This window comes from Streptomyces sp. NBC_01190 (genome assembly GCF_045039895.1).
Taxonomy (GTDB): Bacteria; Actinomycetota; Actinomycetes; order Streptomycetales; family Streptomycetaceae; genus Actinacidiphila.
The window spans coordinates 4,151,368-4,171,357 of record NZ_CP108580.1 but is presented as its reverse complement, the minus strand read 5'-3'; the positions used below and the strand labels follow the sequence as shown (position 1 = coordinate 4,171,357).

The window sequence follows — 19,990 nt, the reverse complement described above, 5'->3', positions numbered from 1 at the left end:
GATCGTGCTCCGTACGGCCCGGGCCACGCCCCCGGGCTCTACGCGTGTGTCGTCGCGCACGCCCGCACCCGGCCGCTGCGGCACTCCTTCCGGCTGCGCACCTATCTGTGGCTGGTGGACGTCGACCGGCTGCCGGCGCTGCCCCGCGCGCTGCGCCCGCTGGCCCGCTTCGACCCCCGCGACCACTTCGCCGGCACCGCGCCGACGCTGCGGGCCGGACTCGACCGCTATCTGGCCGGCCAGGGACTGCCGCCGCCCGGGGGCAGGGTGGTGATGCTCGCCAACGCGCGGGTGCTCGGCTACGTCTTCAACCCGCTGTCGGTGTTCTGGTGCCACCACCCGGACGGCGCCCTCGCCTATGTCGTCGCCGAGGTGCACAACACCTTCGGCGAGCGCCACTGCTATCTGCTGCGGACCGACCCGCAGGGGCGTACCGAGGTGCCCAAGGAGTTCTACGTCTCGCCGTTCTTCCCGGTCGACGGCTCCTACGAGATGCGGCTGCCGGAACCCGGCGACCGGCTGGCGCTGACCGTACGGCTGCGGCGGGCGGACGGCGTGCCGTTCACCGCGACCGTACGCGGCGCCCGGCGGCCCGCCACGCCGGGCCGGCTGCTCGCCATGGCGGTACGGCATCCCGCGGCGACGATGGTGGTCGCGGCCACCATCCGGCTGCACGGCATCCGGCTGTATCTGCGGGGCCTGCCGGTACGGCCCAGGCCCCGCCATCACCCGCAGGAGGGAATGAAGTGAGCGGACTCCTCTCGGACCTGACCGCGGCGGCGGCCGTCCGCGGCGCCACGGACCGTGCCCAGGTGGACCCCGCCGCCTGGCCCGACGTGGCCCGGCTGCCGCGCGGCTCGGCGGCGCGCACCGCCGTCGCCCGGCTGATCGTGCGGCAGGCGCTGAGCCGGCTGCCGCTGCGGGTACGGCTGCCGGACGGCACGGAGACCGGCGCCGCCGGGCCGGTGCTGCGGCTGCGCGACCCGGCCGCCTTCCACCGGCGGATCGGCGCCGACGGGCTGATCGGCTTCGGCGAGTCCTACATGGCGGGGGAGTGGGACGCTGACGACCTGGTCGGGGTCCTCACGGTGCTCGCCGCCCAGGTGGGCGATCTCGTCCCGCCGGGACTGCAACGGCTGCGGGGTATGTGGGCCCGGCGGCTGCCGCGTACCGAACGCAACACCCGCGACGGCGCCGCGCGGAACATCCAGCGCCACTACGACCTGTCCAACGAGCTGTTCGCGCTCTTCCTCGACGACACCATGACCTACTCGTCGGCGCTCTTCCCCGCCCTGCCGGCCGACCCGGACGCGCTCGGCGCGGCTCAAGGGCGCAAGATCGACCGGCTGCTCGACCTGGCCGGCGTCGGCGAGGGCACCCGGGTGCTGGAGATCGGCACCGGCTGGGGCGAACTGGCGCTGCGCGCGGCCCGGCGCGGCGCCCGGGTCAGGACCGTCACCCTCTCCCGCGAACAGCGCGAGCTGGCGCTGGCCCGGATCGCGGCGGCCGGGCTCGGCGAGCGGGTCGGCGTCGACCTGCTCGACTACCGCGATGTGCGCGGCCGCTTCGACGCGGTACTGAGCGTCGAGATGATCGAGGCGGTCGGCGCCGAGTTCTGGCCGGTCTACTTCGGCTCGCTGGCCCGGCTCGCCGCGCCCGGCGGCCGGATCGCGCTCCAGGCCATCACCATGCCGCACGCCCGCATGCTCGCCACCCGCGACACCTACACCTGGATCCACAAGTACGTCTTCCCCGGCGGCGCCCTGCCCTCGCGGGAGGCGATCGCCGACACCGCGGCCGGCTCCGGCCTGCGGGTCATCCGGGACGACGGTTTCGCCGCGCACTACGCCGAGACGCTGCGGCTGTGGCGGGAGCGGTTCACCGCCCGGTCGGCCGAGGTGTCCGCGCTCGGTTTCGACCGGACGTTCCAGCGGCTGTGGGAGTTCTACCTGGCCTACTCGGAGGCCGGCTTCCGCTCGGGCTACCTGGACGTACGCCAGGTGCTGCTGACGCGGGCGGCCGGCGCGTGAGCGGCTACCCGTGGGCCGCCTTCGCGGTCAACCTGGGCTGCGCGGCCGGCGCCGCGCTGGTCGTCATGCTGGTGGCCTTCGCGGTCGGCGTGGCCAGGAGCCTGCACCGGGTGGTGGACATCGCCTGGGGACTGGCCTTCGCCGCGGTCGCCGCGGTCTCGTACGGCGTCTCGGCCGGGCACGGCGACGACGGACGACGGCTGCTGGTGCTGCTGGCCACCCTGGTGTGGGGGCTGCGGCTGGCCACCCACATCGGCTACCGGGGGCGCGGGCGCGGCGAGGACCCGCGCTACAAGCGGATGCTCGACAAGGCCCCGCACGGCCACCGCGCCAGCTACGCGCTGCGGGTGGTCTATCTGCGGCAGGGCGCCCTGGTGTGGCTGATCTCGCTGCCCGTGCAGGCCGCCTGCTACATCCGCGGCCCGATCGACACCGCCGCCCGGGCGGGGGCCGCGGTGTGGGCGGCCGGGCTGGTCTTCGAGGCGGTCGGCGACCGGCAGCTCGTCCGCTTCACGTCCGACCCGGCGAACCACGGGCGGATCATGGACCGCGGCCTGTGGTCCTGGACCCGGCACCCCAACTACTTCGGCGACTTCCTGGTGTGGTGGGGCCTGTTCCTGATGGCGTGCGGCGCCTGGCAGTCCGTTGTCGTGTCACTGGTCTCCCCGCTGCTCATGTCCTTCCTCCTCACCCTGGGAAGCGGCAAGCGGCTGCTGGAGCAGCACATGGCCGACCGGCCGGGGTTCACCGCCTACAAGGCCCGTACCAGCGGGTTCTTCCCGCTGCCGCCGCGCCGCGGGGCCTGAGGGGGGAACTGCGGGACGGCGCGGACCCGGCCGCCGATTCACCCGATCGTTGGGATCTGCGGGCAAAGGATTTCACAGAGCGTGTGCGAGGCGCTACTTTCCGTAGTGACACCTCGTCGCGGGCGTTCTCGCGGCGGGCGTGCCGTCCGTCAGGTCCCGCACACGCGAACTCCCGGAGTCACACGCATGCGCCGCATCCTCAGCAAACTCGGCACGCTCGCAGCGGTCGCGCTGCTCGCCTGCACCGCCACCCAGTCGACCGCGGGCGCGGTCGCGGCGCCGGCCGCGGCCACCGCGGTCACCGCGGTCACCGCCGCCGACAGGCCCGCCTACTTCACCCTGCGCGACGTCCAGGGCTCGCACTTCATCATCGAGATCACCAACCACGCGACCATCGCGGAGGCACGGGAGATCATCCGGGAGGGCGAGCGCAAGATCGTCATCGGCCGGATCGTGAAGCGGCCGGCCCCGTACAACCCGCAGTGGAGCTTCCACTTCAACCCGGACACCATCGCCTTCGCCGACATGGCCATCGAGGTCTGCGACGCGACGACCAGCTATGTCGAGGACCATCTCGACGAGGCCGGCGGCCCCTTCCTGCCCGGTCTGTACTGGTGCCCTTGGACGGGCCGCCTGATCAACGAGGTCACCCCCGACTGATCCGATGACTGATCCGAAGTCGCCGGGCGATCCAAGTCGCCAGGTGACCGGAGTCGCCGGGCCGTCCGTCCCGCCGACTGATCCGGCCGCCGGTTCAGTCGGCGCGCACGCCGATGGTCAGCAGCAGGTTGGCGTAGGTGCGGCGGTCGCCGGTGGCGATGACGAGGGCGGTGTCGGCGCGGCGGGCGGTGTCGTAGAAGGCGAAGCGGTCCAGGCCGTCGAGGGCGACACCGGGCAGCGCGGCCCGGAAGTCCGCGAAGACCGGCGGCTCGGGCTGGTCGGCCGGAGGGGTCATCACCGCGGCGGCCTCGATCGCGATCGCGTCCACCAGCGCGTCGAGCACCTCGGTGACGAGCAGCCGGTCGGGGGCGAGGTTGAGATAGACCCGCTCGGCGGCCGGGTGGGCGCCGGTGGTGTGCGGATAGTGGCCGTCGCTGATCAGCACCCGGGAGCCGTGGCCCGCCGAGGCGAGCGCGGCCAGGATCGTCGGGTGGGTCAACCGGTAACGCAGCATTGACGTGGTCTCCTCGCAACGGCACCCGGACCCCCGCGGCATCGCGAGACGTCCGATCTCTACGGATCAGCGGAAGCGTAGAGACCGGACGTCGTCCGCGTAAAGGCGCGGCTCGCGTCAGGCGTGGCCCGGGTGAAGGGGCGGCCCGCGTCAAGCTGGGGTCCGCGTCAAGCTGGGGTCCGCGCGGCGGCTACGGCAGGGTGAGGATCTGGTAGGAGTCGCCGTAGGTCTTCCACTTCAGCGGCGGGTCGAGGTTGAGGTTGCCCGCCTGGAGGAAGACCCGCTGCTCGGTGTCGACCCTGCTGGTGTCGTCGTGCGCGTCCTCGGTCTTCATCGCGGCCTTGCGGGCGTCGAGGAAGGCGTTGAGGTACGTGGTCTCGTTGCCGCCCTGGGCCGGGGTCTTGGCCTTCTTCATCGCGGTCTTGCGGATGCCGCCGAAGCTCACCGGGTCGCTGCCGGGGCCGTGCATCACGATGGCGTCGTAGTAGATGAACTGGCCGAGCGTGCCGACACCGTCGGACTTGGCCTGGTTGACCGAGGGGTTGAAGTACACGCTGTCGCGCTCGTCGTTCTGCGCCTGCTGGAAGACGGTGTCCTTGGCGGCGGTCTTCCAGTCGTTGACGAAGGCGGTGCCGAGCCCGGAGTGCGAGTCGGTGCCGTTCACCGCCTCCAGCGCCGGCAGGTATTTGGCGAGGACATTGCCGGGCTTCAGGTCCTGGTAGTGCTGGACGAGTTCCAGCATGTCGCCGGTGCCGGAACAGAAGCCGATGATGCCGGCGGTGTAGCCGCGGCCGTCACCGATGTCCTCGATGTACTTGTACTGGGCCTTCCAGTCGAGCGAGGAGTTCTCGGCGGAGCTGACCAGCTCCATCGCGATCTCCTTCTTGTGCGAGTCGGCCAGCCCGGCCGCGGCGTCCTTCGGCTGGACCGCGGCGGCGGGGCTCACCGGGACGGCGACACCGGGAGTGGCCAGCGCGAGCGAGGCGCCGCCAGCGGCGAGCACACCGGCGGCGGTGATGAGGGCTATCCGCCGGGTGGCGCGCGGGCGGTGGATGGCGCGGTGGGGGGAAGGCTGCATGTGCGTCTCCGTTCAGGGGGAGGCTCAACTGCCCAGTTAGGAAAGCTTCCTAACCAATGCGGAGTATTGAAGCACCACCGGGCCCGCTCGCCAAGGGGCTGGGGTGAAGCCGGTGATCGGAGCACACTTGGGGTATGTGCCGAAGCATCAAGACCCTCCGTGCCCCGATGACGCCCGAGGTCCACGACGAGGACATCAGGGCCGCCGCGCTCCAGTACGTCCGCAAGATCTCCGGCTTCCGCGCGCCCGCCGCGCACAACCAGGAGGTCTTCGACGCCGCGGTGGCGGCGGTCGCCGCGGCCACCGCCGAACTGCTCGACGGCCTCCAAGTCCGCGGCACCCCCGGCCCGGCCACCCGACACCCCGCCGCGTAGCGGCCTACCGGGGTGGGGTGCCGGGAGGCTCTAGCCTGCGGTTCATGGAGCAGATGACCGCCACGCAGTGGCAATCCTTCGTGTCCGCCGGCACCCGCACCGGCAAGTTCGGCGTCACCCGCAAGAACGGGCGGCCGCATGTGACGCCCGTCTGGTTCCTGCTGGACGACACCGATCCCAGCGACGTCCGGGTGATCATCAACACCGGGCACGACAGCGCCAAGGGCCGGGCGCTCCGCCGGGACCCGCACTTCGCGCTGTGCGTGGACGACCAGGAGCCGCCGTACTCCTTCGTGCTGCTGGAGTGCACCGCGGAGCTGATCGAGGACCTGGAGCCGCTGAAGTACTGGGCCACCCGGCTCGGCGCCCGCTACATGGGCGAGGACCAGGCCGCGGAGATCGGCCGCCGCAACGCCGTGCCGGGCGAGTACCTGATCCGCGGCCGGATCGACAAGGTCACCGCTGTCGCAGCGCTGGCCGGATAGCGCCGGCCGGACAGCACCCGGCCGGCCGGCGCGGCCGGCAGCGCCGGCTCACCCGTAGGAGAGCTTGGAGCAGGGGTTGGCGTCCGCGCTGCGCGCCTGCTGGGTGAGCGAGGTCGGCAGCGGCTTCGGCGGCGCCGTCGCGGCGGTCTTGGCGAAGTCCTGGCCGAGGACCACGTTGATGCCGGGGATGTCCAGCATGACGAGCTGCGCGCCGGGGAAGAGCTGCGCCACGGCCTTGGCCTGGACGGCGTCCGTGGAGCCGTACTCGATCCTGGTCGTCGCGTGGTCCTGCGACTTGGCGGTCGCGGTGCCGGTGACCGTGAAGTGCTTCGCCGCCAGCTCGTCGGCGCCCTTGCCGGCCAGGCCGTCGGTGGTGGTGCCGTTGAAGACGCTGACGTTTATCCCGGTGCCGTCGACCACGGGGGTCGGCTTGGCCGGGGTGCTCGGCTTGCCGGAGGCGTTGACGCCTTGCAGCGTGCGGTCGGCGCGCAGCTCGGCGAAGAGGTCGTCCACGTCCGGGTGGACCAGGTCTATCCGGGCGCCGGCGTACTTCCAGGGCGCGGTGATGAACTGGATGTTCTTCAGATCGATGTTCTTCATCGTGAGCGCGAACTTGGCCAGCTTCAGACCGCTGTTGAGCGCCGGGTCGACGGTCAGCGACTTGGTGACCGCGCTGGCCAGCGGCAGGATGTTGGTCAGGCTCATCCCGCCGCCCTTGACCTTCGCGATCAGCGCGGACAGGAACGCCTGCTGCCGCAGCATCCGGCCGACATCGGAGTTGTCGCCGACCCCGTGCCGTACCCGCACGTAGTCCAGCGCCTGCTGCCCGGACAGGTTCCGCAGGCCCTTCTGGAGCACGACCTTGCCCTTGTACCCCAGGTTGGGGTTCATGTCCCCCTGGTAGATGTCGTTCGGCACGCAGACGTCGACGCCGTGCACGGCGGAGGTCATGGCCGCGAAGCCGGCGAAGTCGATCACCAGGGTGTGGTCGATCCGCAGTCCGGAGAGCTTCTCCACGGTGTTCTGGGTACAGGCCGGGTTGCCCTTGGCGGTGTCGCCCATCGAGAACGCCGAGTTGAACTGGGCGCTCGGCTGGTCCGGCGACCAGGTGCCGTTGGGCAGCAGACACGGCGGTATGTCGACCAGCGAGTCACGGGGTATGGAGACACCCACCGCGTGCTGGTGATCGGGATAGACATGCAAAAGGATCGTGGTGTCCGAGCGGCCGACCGGGCCCGAGGCGGAGCCGCCGAGCTTTCCGTTGGCCCCCGAGCGGGTGTCGGAACCGATGAGCAGAAGGTTGACCGGCTTGTCACCGTTGGCGTCCGCCTGCGCGGCCTCCGGGCGGTTCTTGCTCAGCCCGGCCGCGTCAAAAGTACTGATATTCGAGTTGAGCTTCAGATAGACCGCACCGGCCGCGCCGACCGCGAGCACCGCCAGGGACGCGACGATCGCGATGACCCAGCGTTTGCGGCTGCGCTTGCGCTTGAGCCCACGAACGCCCATTTCCCAACCTTCGGTCCGGTGGCTCGCGCGCACACGACGAAGCCCAACGTTTACCACTTGCCTCGGGCGGAAAGTATGACCCCGGTCACATGTACCGGCAACATCCCGGCAAGCCACTGTACGCGGTCTATTTGTGGGTGACAGGGAATGTGAGGAGCGTGACGGAACGAGCAGCCTTTCCGGCATTTACGAATTCGGCACCCGGCGGCGCTCAGGGGCGGCGCAGGTTCCGGAGACCCGCCGCCGGAGCGGGAGTTGGGGCGGGACGGAAGCGGGACCCGAAGCGGGAGGGGCGCGGGAGCGGGAGCGGGAGCGGGGGCCGGAGGCGAGCTGGAAGGTCCGGCGCGCTCAGGATTCCAGCGCCTGGCCCAGGGTCTGGACGGGGTGGAAGACACCGTCGAGGCCGGTGAGGGCGAGCAGTTTGCGGGTCGGCTGATGCGCGCACACCATCCGGATCCGCCCGCCGCGGTCGATGATCCGGCGGCGGGCGCGTACCAGCAGGGAGAGCCCGAAGCAGTCGATGAAGTCCAGCCCGCCGAGGTCGAGCACCACCACCTGCGGGGCCGGCCAGGACGCGGCGGCCTCCAGGTGCACATCCACCAGTTCGGCGCTGCCGAGGTCCACCTCACCGCTCAGCTCGACCACGATGAATCCCCCCGACCAGTAGGTCCGGGCATAGCGGGATGACGGCGGGACCGCGTCGCCGAGCCTGCGCGCACGCTCCGGCGGCTCGCCCTGATCGCGCACCCGGTGTTCCCCCTCGTCCCCGTCGGTCACCTCTGGCGTGACCTGCGGTTACCGTAGCGGGGCGGCGGTACCGGGTGGGAGGCCGTCCGGGATATCAGCGGTGCTCATTCACCCGGAAGGATGAAAATCACAGCTCATCGCGACAGGCGACCAGCCAGTTCACCGAATCGGTGGGCGTCAGCGCGACCTTGTCGAGGGCGTCCATCGCCTTGGTGTACTCCACCACCTCGTCGTGCTTGTCGATGTAGAGGGCGCCGGTGAGCTGCTCCAGATAGACCAGGTCCGGCAGATCGGACTCGGGGAAGCTGAGCAGGGTGAAGGCGCCGCCGCCCGCCGCGTGGCCGCCGGTGGCGAAGGGCAGGACCCGGACATCGACATTGGGGGCTTCCGCCGCTTCCAGGATGTGCCGGATCTGGCCGCGCATCACCTCGCGGTCGCCGAACGGCCGGCGCAGGGCGCCTTCGTCCATCACCGCGATGAAGTGGGGTGCCTGCTCCGATACGAGGAGCTTCTGCCGCTCCAGACGTAGACCGACTCGTCTTTCCACCCAGGAGCCGACCGCGTCGGGGTGACCGAGCCGGATCACCGCTCTTATGTAGTCCTCGGTCTGCAGAAGGCCGTGCACGAACTGCACCTCGAAGGTGCGGATGAGCGCGGCGGACTCCTCAAGACCCACATAGGTCTGGAACCAGGTCGGCATCACCTCGCCGTAGCCGTGCCACCAGCCGGCCGCGTTGGCCTCCCGGACCAGTCCGAGCATGGCGAGCCGCTCGCCGCCCTCGGTGACGCCGTAGAGCGTCAGCAGGTCGGCGACGTCCCGCTCCTTGAAGCTGACTCTGCCCAGCTCCATGCGGCTGATCTTCGACTCGGAGGCGCGGATCGAATAGCCCGCGTCCTCCCTGCTGATGCCACGGGACTCACGCAGCCGCCTCAACTGCGCCCCGAGCAGCATCCGTCGCACGATGGACCCGCCTCCCGGCTGTCCTGCGCTCATAGGTCACGCTCCGCCCTTGGTTCATCAGCAGTCTGCCACTAATGGACTGCGCGCAGTACCCGTTCGGTCACTCTCCATCGACACGTGCATTGTTCTTTGCAGATGCACGTGCAGACGCTCTTGCATCCCCGGGTCCTGATCCATGAGCATGGACGACGTGGAGATACCTCGGGGGCTTGCATGAGGACAGAGGCCGCAGCCGTGCTGGAACCGTTATGGCAGGGCGTGCTCGAGCCCGAGCGACTCGCCGCCGCCAACGGGGCCACCTGCGAACTGCGAGCCCATCTCGAGTCGGTGCGCGAGGCGCGCCGGTTCACCCGCTGCACCCTCCAGCGGTGGGACCTCGGCGGCTTGCGGGACTCCATGGAACTGGTCGCGTCGGAGCTGGTGACCAACGCGCTGCGCTACGCGGTGCCGGTCGGTGCGACCGGGGCGCCGGTGCGGTTGAGCCTGGTCCGCTGGACGTCCCGGGTGGTGTGCGCGGTGCGCGACCCGAGTACGGCGGCGCCGGTCACCAAGGAGCCGGACTTCGTCGCGGAGACGGGCCGCGGGCTCCACCTCGTGGACTCGTTCAGCGAGAACTGGGGATGGCACCCGCTGAGCGGCGCCGGCAAGGTCGTCTGGGCGCTCTTCCTCGCCCCCGGCGGCCACTGTTAGTCAAGGGCCCGCCAGCAAGGGTGTCAGTGAAGCGATCCGTGCGGCAGTCGGTGAAGCTGTCGGTGAGGCTCTCAGTAAAGAGGGACAAGCCCGAGGGGCACCACGCCAGGACGCGGCGGCGGCAGGACGCCGCGCCAGGGACGGGGTGCGGTCGCGCAGTGGGGGCGGACCGTTCTTACGGGGACGGTTCGCCGGTCGCGCGGCCGAAGTGGTAGCAGTAGCAAGTAGCGAAACTGCATCGGAAGTGATCGCAGCCGATCGAACCGATCGGTCGGCGACCGGTTATGGCATGAGATGGTCGAACTCACCGGCTTTGACCCCGATGATCATGGATTCGATCTCCGCCCGGGTGTAAATCAGGGCCGGGCCGTCCGGAAAGCGTGAATTGCGCACCGCGACCTCGCCGTCAGGCAGGGCCGCAAACTCCATGCACGTGCCATTGGCATTACTGTGCCGACTCTTCTGCCAGGCGACTCCTGTCAGGTCTTCTGCGGCCATTCCATTGTGCGTCCGGCGCATCAGCCACTCCCCATAAGTGCCTTGTGTCTTGGCGGTGATGATAACTCGTTGCGCGCGCACGTGCATGTGCACGTGCACGCGCACGTGCGGTCACACGCCGTCATCTTGGGGGGTGACCCGGCGGCCCAGGCCGCCCGCGCAACCTGCGCGTAGTCACGGCGTAACCGCAGGTCGAAAAGGGGCGGCGTATAGCCCCGTTCGGTCCGATACGATATTGGCGATCGATACCGGTCGATCCCGTCGATCCCGTCGATCCCGTCGATCCCGTCGATCCCGTCGATCCCGTCGCCCGTCGATCCCGTCGATCCCGTCGATACGTTGGCCTGTATCGGCACGGAATTACTCACTCCACGCTACGAATTGGGAGCAGCCTGCAATGGCTCGTCACCTCATCACCTCCGCCCTGCCCTATATCAACGGGATCAAGCACCTGGGCAACATGGTGGGGTCCATGCTCCCGGCGGACGTCTACTCCCGGTATCTGCGCCGGCGCGGCCATGACGTCCTCTTCATCTGCGCCACCGACGAGCACGGCACCCCGGCCGAGCTGGCCGCCAAAGAGGCCGGATTGCCGGTGGATGTCTTCTGTGCGCAGGCGCATGACGCCCAGCGGGCCATTTACGACGGGTTCGAGCTGTCTTTTGACCACTTCGGGCGCAGCTCCTCGCCGCAGAACCGCGAGATCACCCAGCAGTTCGCCCGCCGGCTGAACGAGAACGGGTTCATCGAGGAGCGCTCGGTCCGCCAGGTCTTCTCGCTGACCGACGACCGTTTCCTGCCCGACCGGTACATCGTCGGCACCTGCCCGCACTGCGGATACGACAAGGCGCGCGGCGACCAGTGCGAGAACTGCACCCGGGTGCTCGACCCGACCGATCTGATCGACGCGCGCTCCGCGATCAGCGGCAGCAGCGCCCTGGAGGTCCGGGAGACCAAGCACCTCTTCCTCCTCCAGTCGAAGCTGGCCGACGAGGTCGAGGCGTGGATCGACGCCAACAGCGCCGAGTGGCCGACCCTGGCGTCCTCGATCGCCCGCAAGTGGCTCACCGAGGGGCTTCAGGACCGGGCGATCACCCGTGACCTCGAATGGGGCGTCCCCGTCCCCGCGGACACCTGGCCGGAGCTGGCCGCCGCGGGGAAGGTCTTCTACGTCTGGTTCGACGCCCCGATCGAGTACCTCGGTTCCACCAAGGAGTGGTCGGACGAGGCACCCGCGGGCGAGGAGCGCGACTGGCGGTCGTGGTGGTACGAGGTGGACGACACCGTGCGCTACACGCAGTTCATGGCCAAGGACAACGTGCCCTTCCACACCGTGATGTTCCCGGCGACGCAGCTCGGGACGCGGGACCCGTGGAAGAAGGTCGACTACGTCAAGGCGTTCAACTGGCTGAACTACTACGGGGGCAAGTTCTCCACCTCGCAGCGGCGCGGCATCTTCACCGACGCGGCGCTCGACCTGCTGCCGGCCGACTACTGGCGCTACTTCCTGATCGCCAACGCGCCCGAGTCGGACGACACCTCCTTCACCTGGGAGCTGTTCACGTCCTCGGTGAACAAGGATCTGGCGGACACCCTGGGGAACTTCGTCAACCGGGTGCTCTCCTTCTCGCGCAAGCGGTTCGGGGACGAGGTGCCGGCCGGTGCGGCGCCCGGAGCGGTCGAGGCGAAGCTCGGTGAGCAGATCGCCGGGCTGCTCGCGGAGTACGAGGGGCACCTGGAGACGCTTCAGTTCCGCAAGGCGGCGCAGGCGCTGCGGGCGCTGTGGAGCGCGGGCAACTCCTACCTGGAGGAGAAGGCCCCCTGGCTGGAGATCAAGACGGACCCGGAGGGTGCGGCGCTGACGCTGCGCACCGCGATGAACCTCATCCACCTCTACGCCATCGTCTCCGAGCCCTTCATCCCGTCCTCGGCGGCGGCCATGCGGTCCGCCTTCGCCCTCCCCGGCGACGACGCCCCCTGGGTCACCCCCGACGAGGCCCGCTCCCTGTCCGCCCTCCCCCCCGGCACCCCCTTCACCGTCCCCCCCGTCCTCTTCGCCAAAATCACCGACGACGACCTCGCCGCTTACACCACCCGCTTCGGCGGCGACCCGACCACGACCGCGTAGCCCGGTCTGACCGCGTGCACACGAGCGGCGAGCGCGGCGCACCGGACGAGTACGCGGCGGCTTGGGACGAATGGGACGGCTCGCAGGACGCGGGCCTGTGGGAGGCGGTGACCGCCGACGGCACGGTGGGCCGGCCGGCGGTCTGAGGCCCGGTTCGGTCAGCGGGCCAGGGCGGCTGCGTCGCCCATGACGATGACCGGGTGGAGGGCCGGGTTCAGGGTGCGCAGCAGGGACTTCATCACGGGGCGCGGCAGCGAGACGCAGCCCTGGGTGGGGCCGCCGTGGTCGACGTGGAGCCAGATGCCGCCGCCGCGGGACTCGCCGAGGGGACGGGTCCAGTCGCGGGGGGACGTACCCGGCTTGCGGTTGTAGTTGATGGCGATGACGTAGTCGAAGGCCCCGGTGAGCGGTTCGCCCAGTGAGCCGGTCCCGTTGACGGTGAAACCGATCGGCGCGTGGTCGTAGGTGAGCCTGGTGCCCGGGTCGGGCAGCCGGCCGCCTCCGTCGGTGAGCGTGAAGACCCCGATCGGCGAGCGCAGATCACCGGTGTGATGGTGGTCGGTCCAGCCGTGCAGCGCGTTGTGCGCCTGCCAGGTCGGACCGGCCGGCACCCAGCCCGCCGTGTCGTCGTAGCGGTAGAGCGTCACCTTCGCGTTCGGGGAGTCCTGGCCCGCGCCACTGACCAGGACCAACTGCCGCGCGCCGGCCGGGATCTCCGCGAGCGTCCGCGCCCCGACACCCGGTAGCGCGGCCGGCACCGGCGACGGCGAGGACACCGGCAGCGGCGCCGAACGCCCCGCCTGGCCGCCGACCTGCGTGCTCAGCGGACCCTCCGCCGCCAACCGCGACGGGCGCGCGCCCGAGGCGGAACCGGCGCAGCCGGAGAGGACCAGCAGGGCGGACGCGACCAGCGAAGCGGCGGCCAGGGTGCCGCCGCGGCGGGCTATGCGCATGTCGTACGGGCCTTTCATGAGATTCACGAGAAGTTCGCGGTCAACAGGAGATCCCGGACCAGGGCCGTCTGCGGCTCCGTCGGCCGGGCGAGGCACGCCTCCGCCACGATCAGGACGTCCGACCCGGTTCCGTCGCCGAAGCTGGCGGCCAGCTGGGTGGTGCCCAGCACCGTCCGGCAGGCGCTGACCACGGCCGCGGTGCCCACCAGCCGGTCGTGGGCGTTCATCTTTTCGGCCAGCGGCTGGTTGTGCTGGAGCTCCAGCCTCATCAGCACCCCGCCCGTCCGGAGGGTGACCGCCAGTGGGGTGCAGAAGTCGTCCAGCGGGTGGAGGCAGTGGTCAGGGGGCAGGGCCAGCCGCTGCGAGGAGACGTAGACCGTCTGCTGACCGGGCGGTACGAGCGTGTACCAGTCGGCGGGCAGCCGCAGATCCAGCCCGGACAGCTCCGGAAAGTGGTGGAGCGGGTTCTCGGCGAGCGAGGTCGGCGGCCGCGTGGCGCCGTTCGACGAGCCGGCGCCGCTCGTGGTGAGCGGCGCGAGCGGGGCGCGGGTCCGCGCCGCTGACGGGCCGGCCTCGTCGGCCGGGTGGCTCAGCCCGGGCAGCACCAGGCCGGCCGCGGCGATCACCAGGACGGCGGCTACGGAGAGCCCGGCCGTACGGCGCCGCGCCCGCCGCCGGACCCGCGCCCGTACCTGCGCCAACCGCCCCGGGGGCGAGGGGAGTTGGGGGACGGCCCGCTCCAGCAGGACGCGCAGCTCGTACGGGTCGGGTTCGGCTGTCGGTTCGGCGCGGGCCTCGGTGGGCGGGCCGGGTGGATACCCGGCGCCGGCCCCGTGGTCCGAACTGTGCCCGGACCGGGGGTCCGCCCGGCGGCCGGCCGCCTCGTCGCCGGCGCCCTCGTCCGCGGGGCTCGTACTTCTTCTCACCACGGCTCACCCCCTTCCGCCGCGGTGACGGCCGCGGGCAGTCGGCCCCGCAGTGTCCGCAGCGCCTTGGACGTCTGGCTCTTCACGGTGCCCTCCGAGCAGCCCAGTACCTCCGCCGTCTCGGCGATGCCCAGGTCCTCGAAGAAGCGAAGGACGATCACCGACCGCTGGCGTACCGGCAGCGCGCGTATCGCCGAGGCGAGCGTCTGCTCCAGGTCCACCTCCGCGAACGGGTCCTCGGGGGCCGCCCGGTCCGGCAGGTCGTCGCCGTGCGGCACCTCGCCCCGCCATCTTCGGCGCCACCAGGAGGCGTGGGTGTGCACCAGCGCCTTGCGGACGTACGCCTCGGGGTTCTCGTCCGCGATCCGGGCCCACTTGGGCCAGACCTTGGCCAGCACGGTCTGCAACAGGTCCTCCGCCAGGTGCCCGTCGCCGGTGAGCAGCCAGGCCACCCGGAGCAGCCTCGGCCCTCTGGCCGCGACGAACTCCTCGAATCCGGCTGTGCCCACCGCTCACCTCTTCTTCTCCCACATCCCTCCAACGCGTCGGGGTCCCCGCCGGGTTGCCTCGTTCCCCGCCGGGTCCCACCGGGTCCCGCGAAAGGGCCGTGCCCAACGAAAAACCGGCGGGGCCGAAGGCGGCCCCGCCGGTGTGCGCGTACGTGCTGGACGTGCTGGGACGAGCCGACCGTACGAGCCGACCGTACGTGAAGGACCGCGTCAGCTCTTCGGGTTGGTCTTGCGCAGCGACAGGTTCAGCTCACGCAGCCGCGTGTCCGGCACCTCCGAGGGCGCCCCCATCAGCAGGTCCTGGGCGTTCTGGTTGAGCGGGAAGGCGATCGTCTCGCGGATGTTGGGCTCGTTGGCGAGCAGCATCACCATCCGGTCCACCCCCGGGGCGATCCCGCCGTGCGGCGGGGCGCCGAAGTGGAAGGCCCGCAGCATGCCGCCGAACTCCGCCTCCACCGTCTCCCGCGTGTACCCGGCGATCCCGAACGCCTTGTACATCACCTCCGGTTCGTGGTTCCGGATGGCGCCGGAGGACAGCTCCACTCCGTTGCACACGATGTCGTACTGCCAGGCCAGGATGTCCAGCGGGTCCTTGGTCTCCAGCGCCTCAAGACCGCCCTGCGGCATGGAGAACGGGTTGTGCGAGAAGTCGATCGCGCCGGTGTCCTCGTCCCGCTCGAACATCGGGAAGTCCACGATCCAGCAGAAGCGGAAGGCGTTGTCCTCGAACCGGCCGACCCGGCGGGCCGCCTCGACCCGGACCGGCCCCATGATCTTGGAGACCTCGTCGAACTCTCCCGCGCCGAAGAAGATCGCGGTGCCGGGCTCGGCGCCGACCGCCGCGACCAGCGCCGCCACGTCCTGCGGGGTGAGGAACTTGGCGATCGGCCCGGTGAGCGCGTTCTCCTCGCCGACCCGCACCCAGGCCAGACCCCTCGCGCCGAGCGAGACCGCGAACTCGCCGAGCGAGTCGAAGAACTTGCGCGGCTGGTCGGCGGTGTCCGGCACCGCCAGCGCCCGTACGTGCTTGTCGGCGAACGCCTTGAACTCCGAGCCGGCGAACACCGAGGAGACGTCGACCAGTTCGAGCGAGGTGCGCAGATCCGGCTTGTCGTTGCCGTACTTGACCATCGACTCGCGGAACGGGATCCGGGGGAACGGCGAGGTGACCGTACGGCCGCCGCCGAACTCGGTGAAGAGGTCGGTCATCACCTTCTCGATCACGCCGAACACGTCCTCCTGCTCGACGAAGCTCATCTCGACGTCGAGCTGGTAGAACTCGCCGGGCGACCGGTCGGCGCGGGAGTCCTCGTCGCGGAAACAGGGCGCGATCTGGAAGTAGCGGTCGAAGCCGGAGATCATCAGGAGCTGCTTGAACTGCTGCGGGGCCTGCGGCAGCGCGTAGAACTGGCCGGGGTGCACCCGGGAGGGCACCAGGAAGTCGCGGGCGCCCTCGGGGGAGGTCGCCGAGAGGATGGGGGTGGCCATCTCGTTGAAGCCGAGGGCGGTCATCTCGCGGCGCAGGAAGGAGATGACCTGGGTGCGCAGCATGAGGTTGCGGTGCATGCGCTGGCGGCGCAGGTCCAGGAAGCGGTTGGTGAGCCGCATCTCCTCGTTGGCGTTGTCCTCGGGGAAGACCGGGAACGGCAGCGGGTCGGCGGCGCCCAGCACCTCAAGGGAGGTCACCTCGACCTCGACCTCGCCGGTCGGCAGCTCCGGGTTGACGTTCTCCGGGGAGCGGGCGACGACCCGGCCGTCGACGCGCAGCACCGACTCCTTGGACTGGCTGCTGAGCTGGTCGTAGACGGCCGAACCCGGCCGCACCACGAGCTGGGTGAAGCCGTAGTGGTCGCGCAGGTCGACGAAGAGGATGCCGCCCAGGTCACGGCGATTGTGCAGCCACCCGGACAGCCGGACGTCGGCGCCGACGTCGGTGGCGCGCAGCTCGCCGCAGGTGTGGGACCGGTACCGGTGCATCAGCTTCGTCCTAGGCATGGGTTGGTGCTTGCGGGAAGGGGGTGGCCGGAGCGACGGCCCGGACGCGGCCGGAAGGGCGGACCGAGCCGGTCCGCCGGACAGGCCGTAGCACAGCCTACCGGCGCGCCGGTCCGCTCCCCCATCCGGATAAAACGGCTCTTCGCCCGCGGGGGAAGCCGGACCGGACCCCCGGGCACGAGGGGATCGGCGCGGGCATCGCAGGCATCGCGGGTATTACGGCTCGGGCGCGGGGGTGGTCGGGCTACCGTCCTGGTACGGACGGAGACGACGGTTGGGGGTCCGGGGTGTTCGGTGCGGAGATCGCGGTCGGGTACCTGTGCGCGTATCTGGTGCGCAAGGCGCGGCGGGCGGGCGGGGCCGTGGACGGTGAGGTCGACCGGGTGGTCGACGCCGGGATGGAGCGGGTGCACGACCTGGTGACGCGGGCGCTGGGCGACGATCCGGCGCTGGTGCTGGCCGCCCGGCAGGCCGGTGGCGTCGATGGCGCGAACGGCGGCGACGGCGAGGTGTCCGAGCGGACCCGGGCGCGGCTGACCGGCGCGGTGGAGGAGGCGGTGGAGAGCGACGCGGAGCTGGCGCGGGCGCTGGCGGAAGCGGTGGCCGCGCTGGAGGCGGCCTTGAAGGCGGCTCTGGAGGCGGGGGTGCGGGCCGCTCCCGGCGGCGTCGTGTCCGGTAACACCTTCCACGGCCCGACGGCCTTCCAGGTCGGGCAGCACAACCGGCAGGACAACCGGTTCGGGAGCTGAGCGTGTCCTCGCCGTATTCGCCGTCCTCGTCGGCCTCACCGTCCTCGCCGCCCACGTCGTCGGACTCGCTCGACTTCAGTGGGCCGACCGGCGCCCAGTGGGGTGACCGCAACACCCAGCACAACTACTACGGGGGCGCACCCCGCCCGGCTGCCGCGTTGCCCCATCAGGTGGGCGTCATCCCGCCACGGGCCGGCGCCTTCCAGGACCGTGCCGAGCGGGCGCGGCTGCGGGAGGTGGTGGCAGGCGAGGAGACGGCCGTACTGGGGCAGGTGCTGCGGGGGCTCGGCGGGGTCGGCAAGACGCAGTTGGCCGCGGACTACGCCCGTACCGTGTGGGCCGCCGGTGAGGTGGACCTCCTGGTGTGGGTCACAGCGGTGGACCGTCCGGCGGTGGTGGCGGGGCTGGGGCGGGCCGGGGCGGAGGTGACGGGCGCGGATCCCGGCGACCCGGAGGCCGCGGCCGAGGCGTTCGTGGCGTGGCTCGAGCCGAAGGCCGGGCGGGGCCCGTGCCGGTGGCTGGTGGTGCTGGACGACGTCGCCGACCCGGCGGACCTGCGCGGGCTGTGGCCGCCGGCGAGCTCCCACGGGCGGACGGTGATCACCACGCGACGGCGGGACGCGGCGCTGACCGGTCCCGGCCGGCGCCGGATCGACGTCGGCGTGTTCTCCCCCGCGGAGGCCGCGGCTTACGTGGCCGCGGTCCTGGCGACGTACGACCGCACCGAGCCGGCCGCTGAGGTGCGCGGGCTGGCCGCCGACCTGGGCCATCTGCCGCTGGCGTTGTCGCAGGCGGCGGCGTACGTGGTGGACGCGGGCATTCCGTTGACCACCTACCGCACCCGCCTGGCCGACCGCACCCGCACCCTGACCGAGGTCAGCCCGGACGCCCTCCCCGACGCCCAGACCCGCCCCATGGCCGCGGCCTGGGCCCTGTCCGTCGAGTACGCCGACCGCCTCCGCCCCGCCGGCCTCGCCCGCCCCATGCTCCAACTGGCGGCATTCCTGGACCCCAACGGCATCCCGCTGGACGTCCTGACGAGCGAGCCGGCGCTGGCGTACCTCACGGAGCACCGGACGGAGGGTGCCGCCGACGCGCCCGGCGGTACCGAGGCTGCGGTCGGCCCGGACGACGCGCTGGGCGCCTTGCGGGCCCTGCACCGCCTCAGCCTCGTCCAGGCCCCGGACCTCACCGATCTCCCCAGCCAGGGGGCGAGCATCCACCGCATCGTCCAACGCGCCACCCGCGACGCGCTCGTCTCCGAGCTATACGAGGAAATCGCCCACACGTCGGCGGACGCCCTGATGGCAGTGTGGCCGAGGGTCGAACGCGACACCGCTCTCGCTCAGGCGCTGCGGGCCTGCGCGATTTCTCTGGCCGCCTACACCGAGAACAACGCTTGCCTCTACCGACCGGATGCCCACCTGGTGCTGTTCCGGGTCGGCCGCAGCCTGGGCGAGTCCGGCCAGGTCACGACGGCCATCGGCTACTCCCGACACATGGCCGACATGGCCCGCCTCCACCTCGGCCCCGACCACCCCGACACCCTCAACACCCTCAACAACCTCGCCTACTGGCAAGGCGAGGCAGGAGAGCCAGCCGAAGCCGTACAAGCCCTCGCCGGTCTCGTGACCGACTACCTGCGGGTACTGGGCGCCGATCACCCCCGCACCCTCACCACCCGAAGTAACTTCGCCCATTGGCAGGGGGAGGCGGGGAATCCGGCCGAAGCCGCCGAAGCCCTCGCCAATCTCCTCACCGACCGACTACGGGTCCTCGGTCCTGACCACCCCGACACCCTCACCACCCGCAACAACCTCGCCTACTGGCGAGGGGAGGCAGGGGACCCGGCCGGAGCCGCAGAAGCCCTCGCCAACCTCCTCACCGACCGGCGGCGACTGCTGGGCCCCGACCACCCCAGCACCCTCGTCACCCGTGGCAATCTCGCGACCTGGCGGGGAGAGGCTGGAGATCCGGCCAAAGCTGCATCCGACACTGCCGACCTCCTGAAGGATTTTTGCCGGATACTTGGCCCCGACCATCCCCGCACCCTCACCACCCGCAACAATCTCGCCATTTGGCAAGGGAGGGCAGGGGACCCGGCCGCAGCCGCAGACGCCTTCGCCGGACTCCTCACCGACCAGACACGCGTCCTCGGACCCGACCACCCCAACACCCTCACCACCCGCAATAACCTCGCCATTTGGCAAGGGGAAGCGGGGAACTCATCCGGAGCTGCAGCAGATCTCGCCGCCCTCCTCACCGACCAGATGCGCGTCCTCGGCCCTGACCACCCCAACATCCTCAGCACCCGCAACAACCTGGCCTACTGGCGTAAACGAAGCGCCGAAGCCCCAAGCCCACCGACCTGACGCGGCCAC

At 71.0% G+C, this 19,990-nt stretch carries 21 protein-coding genes; 11 read left to right on the top strand and 10 right to left on the bottom strand.

What is annotated here, in order from left to right; genetic code table 11:
• Positions 1-75 precede the first annotated feature (75 nt).
• From OG519_RS17420 to OG519_RS17405, 4 genes are all read left to right on the top strand, one after another.
• A complete protein-coding gene (locus tag OG519_RS17420) occupies positions 76-750 on the top strand; it encodes a DUF1365 domain-containing protein (RefSeq protein ID WP_405592798.1) in 675 nt (224 codons plus the stop codon).
• The gene (locus OG519_RS17415; protein WP_405584426.1) at positions 747-2,030 is read left to right on the top strand and encodes a class I SAM-dependent methyltransferase; all 1,284 of its coding nucleotides are present in this window, start codon (positions 747-749) and stop codon (positions 2,028-2,030) included. Before OG519_RS17420 ends, OG519_RS17415 begins: the two co-directional genes overlap by 4 nt.
• A complete protein-coding gene (locus OG519_RS17410; protein ID WP_405584423.1) occupies positions 2,027-2,836 on the top strand; it encodes a DUF1295 domain-containing protein in 810 nt (269 codons plus the stop codon). The genes OG519_RS17415 and OG519_RS17410 overlap by 4 nt, the downstream gene beginning before the upstream one ends.
• 186 nt (positions 2,837-3,022) lie before the next feature.
• Entirely contained in the window at positions 3,023-3,496 is a 474-nt protein-coding gene (locus OG519_RS17405; RefSeq protein ID WP_405584420.1) for a calmodulin-binding protein, read from the top strand.
• 94 nt (positions 3,497-3,590) lie between these two features.
• Here the strand turns inward: OG519_RS17405 and OG519_RS17400 are convergent, their stop codons facing one another.
• Positions 3,591-4,010: an RbsD/FucU family protein gene (locus tag OG519_RS17400; RefSeq protein WP_405584417.1), complete on the bottom strand. Its 420-nt coding sequence runs from the start codon at positions 4,008-4,010 to the stop codon at positions 3,591-3,593.
• 190 nt (positions 4,011-4,200) lie between these two features.
• Positions 4,201-5,088: a chitosanase gene (locus tag OG519_RS17395; protein WP_405584415.1), complete on the bottom strand. Its 888-nt coding sequence runs from the start codon at positions 5,086-5,088 to the stop codon at positions 4,201-4,203.
• A gap of 134 nt (positions 5,089-5,222) precedes the next feature.
• On the opposite strand from OG519_RS17395, the gene OG519_RS17390 reads away from it, so the two are divergent.
• Entirely contained in the window at positions 5,223-5,462 is a 240-nt protein-coding gene (locus tag OG519_RS17390; protein ID WP_405584412.1) for a DUF2277 domain-containing protein, read from the top strand.
• 44 nt (positions 5,463-5,506) lie between these two features.
• The gene (locus tag OG519_RS17385) at positions 5,507-5,947 is read left to right on the top strand and encodes a PPOX class F420-dependent oxidoreductase (RefSeq protein WP_405584410.1); all 441 of its coding nucleotides are present in this window, start codon (positions 5,507-5,509) and stop codon (positions 5,945-5,947) included.
• Between the two features lie 48 nt (positions 5,948-5,995).
• Here OG519_RS17385 and OG519_RS17380 read toward each other — a convergent pair whose 3' ends face one another.
• The 3 genes from OG519_RS17380 to OG519_RS17370 form a co-directional block, all read right to left on the bottom strand.
• Positions 5,996-7,453, bottom strand: a complete 1,458-nt coding sequence (locus tag OG519_RS17380; protein ID WP_405584407.1) for an LCP family protein — start codon at positions 7,451-7,453, stop codon at positions 5,996-5,998.
• Positions 7,454-7,801: 348 nt separating this feature from the next.
• Entirely contained in the window at positions 7,802-8,230 is a 429-nt protein-coding gene (locus OG519_RS17375) for an anti-sigma factor antagonist (RefSeq protein WP_405584404.1), read from the bottom strand.
• A 97-nt stretch (positions 8,231-8,327) separates the two neighbouring features.
• Positions 8,328-9,194: a helix-turn-helix domain-containing protein gene (locus tag OG519_RS17370; protein ID WP_405584401.1), complete on the bottom strand. Its 867-nt coding sequence runs from the start codon at positions 9,192-9,194 to the stop codon at positions 8,328-8,330.
• A gap of 180 nt (positions 9,195-9,374) precedes the next feature.
• On the opposite strand from OG519_RS17370, the gene OG519_RS17365 reads away from it, so the two are divergent.
• Positions 9,375-9,851 (top strand): ATP-binding protein, encoded by a 477-nt coding sequence (locus OG519_RS17365; RefSeq protein WP_405584398.1) that lies wholly within the window; start codon positions 9,375-9,377, stop codon positions 9,849-9,851.
• A 282-nt stretch (positions 9,852-10,133) separates the two neighbouring features.
• On the opposite strand, the gene OG519_RS17360 is transcribed toward OG519_RS17365, so the two are convergent.
• Positions 10,134-10,370 (bottom strand): DUF397 domain-containing protein, encoded by a 237-nt coding sequence (locus OG519_RS17360; protein WP_405592796.1) that lies wholly within the window; start codon positions 10,368-10,370, stop codon positions 10,134-10,136.
• A gap of 376 nt (positions 10,371-10,746) precedes the next feature.
• On the opposite strand from OG519_RS17360, the gene metG reads away from it, so the two are divergent.
• Both metG and OG519_RS17350 read left to right on the top strand, forming a co-directional pair.
• The gene (gene metG, locus OG519_RS17355) at positions 10,747-12,477 is read left to right on the top strand and encodes a methionine--tRNA ligase (RefSeq protein WP_405584395.1); all 1,731 of its coding nucleotides are present in this window, start codon (positions 10,747-10,749) and stop codon (positions 12,475-12,477) included.
• 14 nt (positions 12,478-12,491) lie between these two features.
• Positions 12,492-12,623 carry a hypothetical protein gene (locus OG519_RS17350; RefSeq protein ID WP_405584392.1) on the top strand — a complete coding sequence of 44 codons (132 nt, stop codon included), beginning with the start codon at positions 12,492-12,494 and terminating at the stop codon, positions 12,621-12,623.
• Positions 12,624-12,635: 12 nt separating this feature from the next.
• Here the strand turns inward: OG519_RS17350 and OG519_RS17345 are convergent, their stop codons facing one another.
• From OG519_RS17345 to aspS, 4 genes are all read right to left on the bottom strand, one after another.
• Positions 12,636-13,448, bottom strand: a complete 813-nt coding sequence (locus OG519_RS17345; protein ID WP_405584389.1) for a hypothetical protein — start codon at positions 13,446-13,448, stop codon at positions 12,636-12,638.
• Positions 13,449-13,453: 5 nt separating this feature from the next.
• Positions 13,454-14,356 carry a hypothetical protein gene (locus tag OG519_RS17340; protein ID WP_405584387.1) on the bottom strand — a complete coding sequence of 301 codons (903 nt, stop codon included), beginning with the start codon at positions 14,354-14,356 and terminating at the stop codon, positions 13,454-13,456.
• The gene (locus OG519_RS17335; RefSeq protein ID WP_405584385.1) at positions 14,353-14,865 is read right to left on the bottom strand and encodes a SigE family RNA polymerase sigma factor; all 513 of its coding nucleotides are present in this window, start codon (positions 14,863-14,865) and stop codon (positions 14,353-14,355) included. Before OG519_RS17335 ends, OG519_RS17340 begins: the two co-directional genes overlap by 4 nt.
• Before the next feature lie 210 nt (positions 14,866-15,075).
• Positions 15,076-16,842 (bottom strand): aspartate--tRNA ligase, encoded by a 1,767-nt coding sequence (gene aspS, locus OG519_RS17330; RefSeq protein WP_405592794.1) that lies wholly within the window; start codon positions 16,840-16,842, stop codon positions 15,076-15,078.
• A gap of 305 nt (positions 16,843-17,147) precedes the next feature.
• Between aspS and OG519_RS17325 the strand changes: the two genes are divergently transcribed.
• Both OG519_RS17325 and OG519_RS17320 read left to right on the top strand, forming a co-directional pair.
• The gene (locus OG519_RS17325; RefSeq protein WP_405584383.1) at positions 17,148-17,609 is read left to right on the top strand and encodes a hypothetical protein; all 462 of its coding nucleotides are present in this window, start codon (positions 17,148-17,150) and stop codon (positions 17,607-17,609) included.
• 2 nt (positions 17,610-17,611) lie between these two features.
• Positions 17,612-19,981, top strand: coding sequence for a tetratricopeptide repeat protein (locus tag OG519_RS17320; RefSeq protein ID WP_405584380.1), 2,370 nt, complete (start codon positions 17,612-17,614; stop codon positions 19,979-19,981).
• Positions 19,982-19,990: the final 9 nt, after the last annotated feature.

What these genes read in the sequence shown, in the direction of transcription:
- OG519_RS17345 (WP_405584389.1), bottom strand. Translation starts at nt 13,448, where the DNA reads ATGAAAGGCCCGTACGACATGCGCATAGCCCGCCGCGGCGGCACCCTG.
- metG (WP_405584395.1), top strand. Translation starts at nt 10,747, where the DNA reads ATGGCTCGTCACCTCATCACCTCCGCCCTGCCCTATATCAACGGGATC.
- OG519_RS17395 (WP_405584415.1), bottom strand. Translation starts at nt 5,088, where the DNA reads ATGCAGCCTTCCCCCCACCGCGCCATCCACCGCCCGCGCGCCACCCGG.
- OG519_RS17400 (WP_405584417.1), bottom strand. Translation starts at nt 4,010, where the DNA reads ATGCTGCGTTACCGGTTGACCCACCCGACGATCCTGGCCGCGCTCGCC.
- OG519_RS17370 (WP_405584401.1), bottom strand. Translation starts at nt 9,194, where the DNA reads ATGAGCGCAGGACAGCCGGGAGGCGGGTCCATCGTGCGACGGATGCTG.
- OG519_RS17390 (WP_405584412.1), top strand. Translation starts at nt 5,223, where the DNA reads ATGTGCCGAAGCATCAAGACCCTCCGTGCCCCGATGACGCCCGAGGTC.
- OG519_RS17385 (WP_405584410.1), top strand. Translation starts at nt 5,507, where the DNA reads ATGGAGCAGATGACCGCCACGCAGTGGCAATCCTTCGTGTCCGCCGGC.
- OG519_RS17405 (WP_405584420.1), top strand. Translation starts at nt 3,023, where the DNA reads ATGCGCCGCATCCTCAGCAAACTCGGCACGCTCGCAGCGGTCGCGCTG.
- OG519_RS17360 (WP_405592796.1), bottom strand. Translation starts at nt 10,370, where the DNA reads ATGCGCCGGACGCACAATGGAATGGCCGCAGAAGACCTGACAGGAGTC.
- aspS (WP_405592794.1), bottom strand. Translation starts at nt 16,842, where the DNA reads ATGCACCGGTACCGGTCCCACACCTGCGGCGAGCTGCGCGCCACCGAC.
- OG519_RS17380 (WP_405584407.1), bottom strand. Translation starts at nt 7,453, where the DNA reads ATGGGCGTTCGTGGGCTCAAGCGCAAGCGCAGCCGCAAACGCTGGGTC.
- OG519_RS17365 (WP_405584398.1), top strand. Translation starts at nt 9,375, where the DNA reads ATGAGGACAGAGGCCGCAGCCGTGCTGGAACCGTTATGGCAGGGCGTG.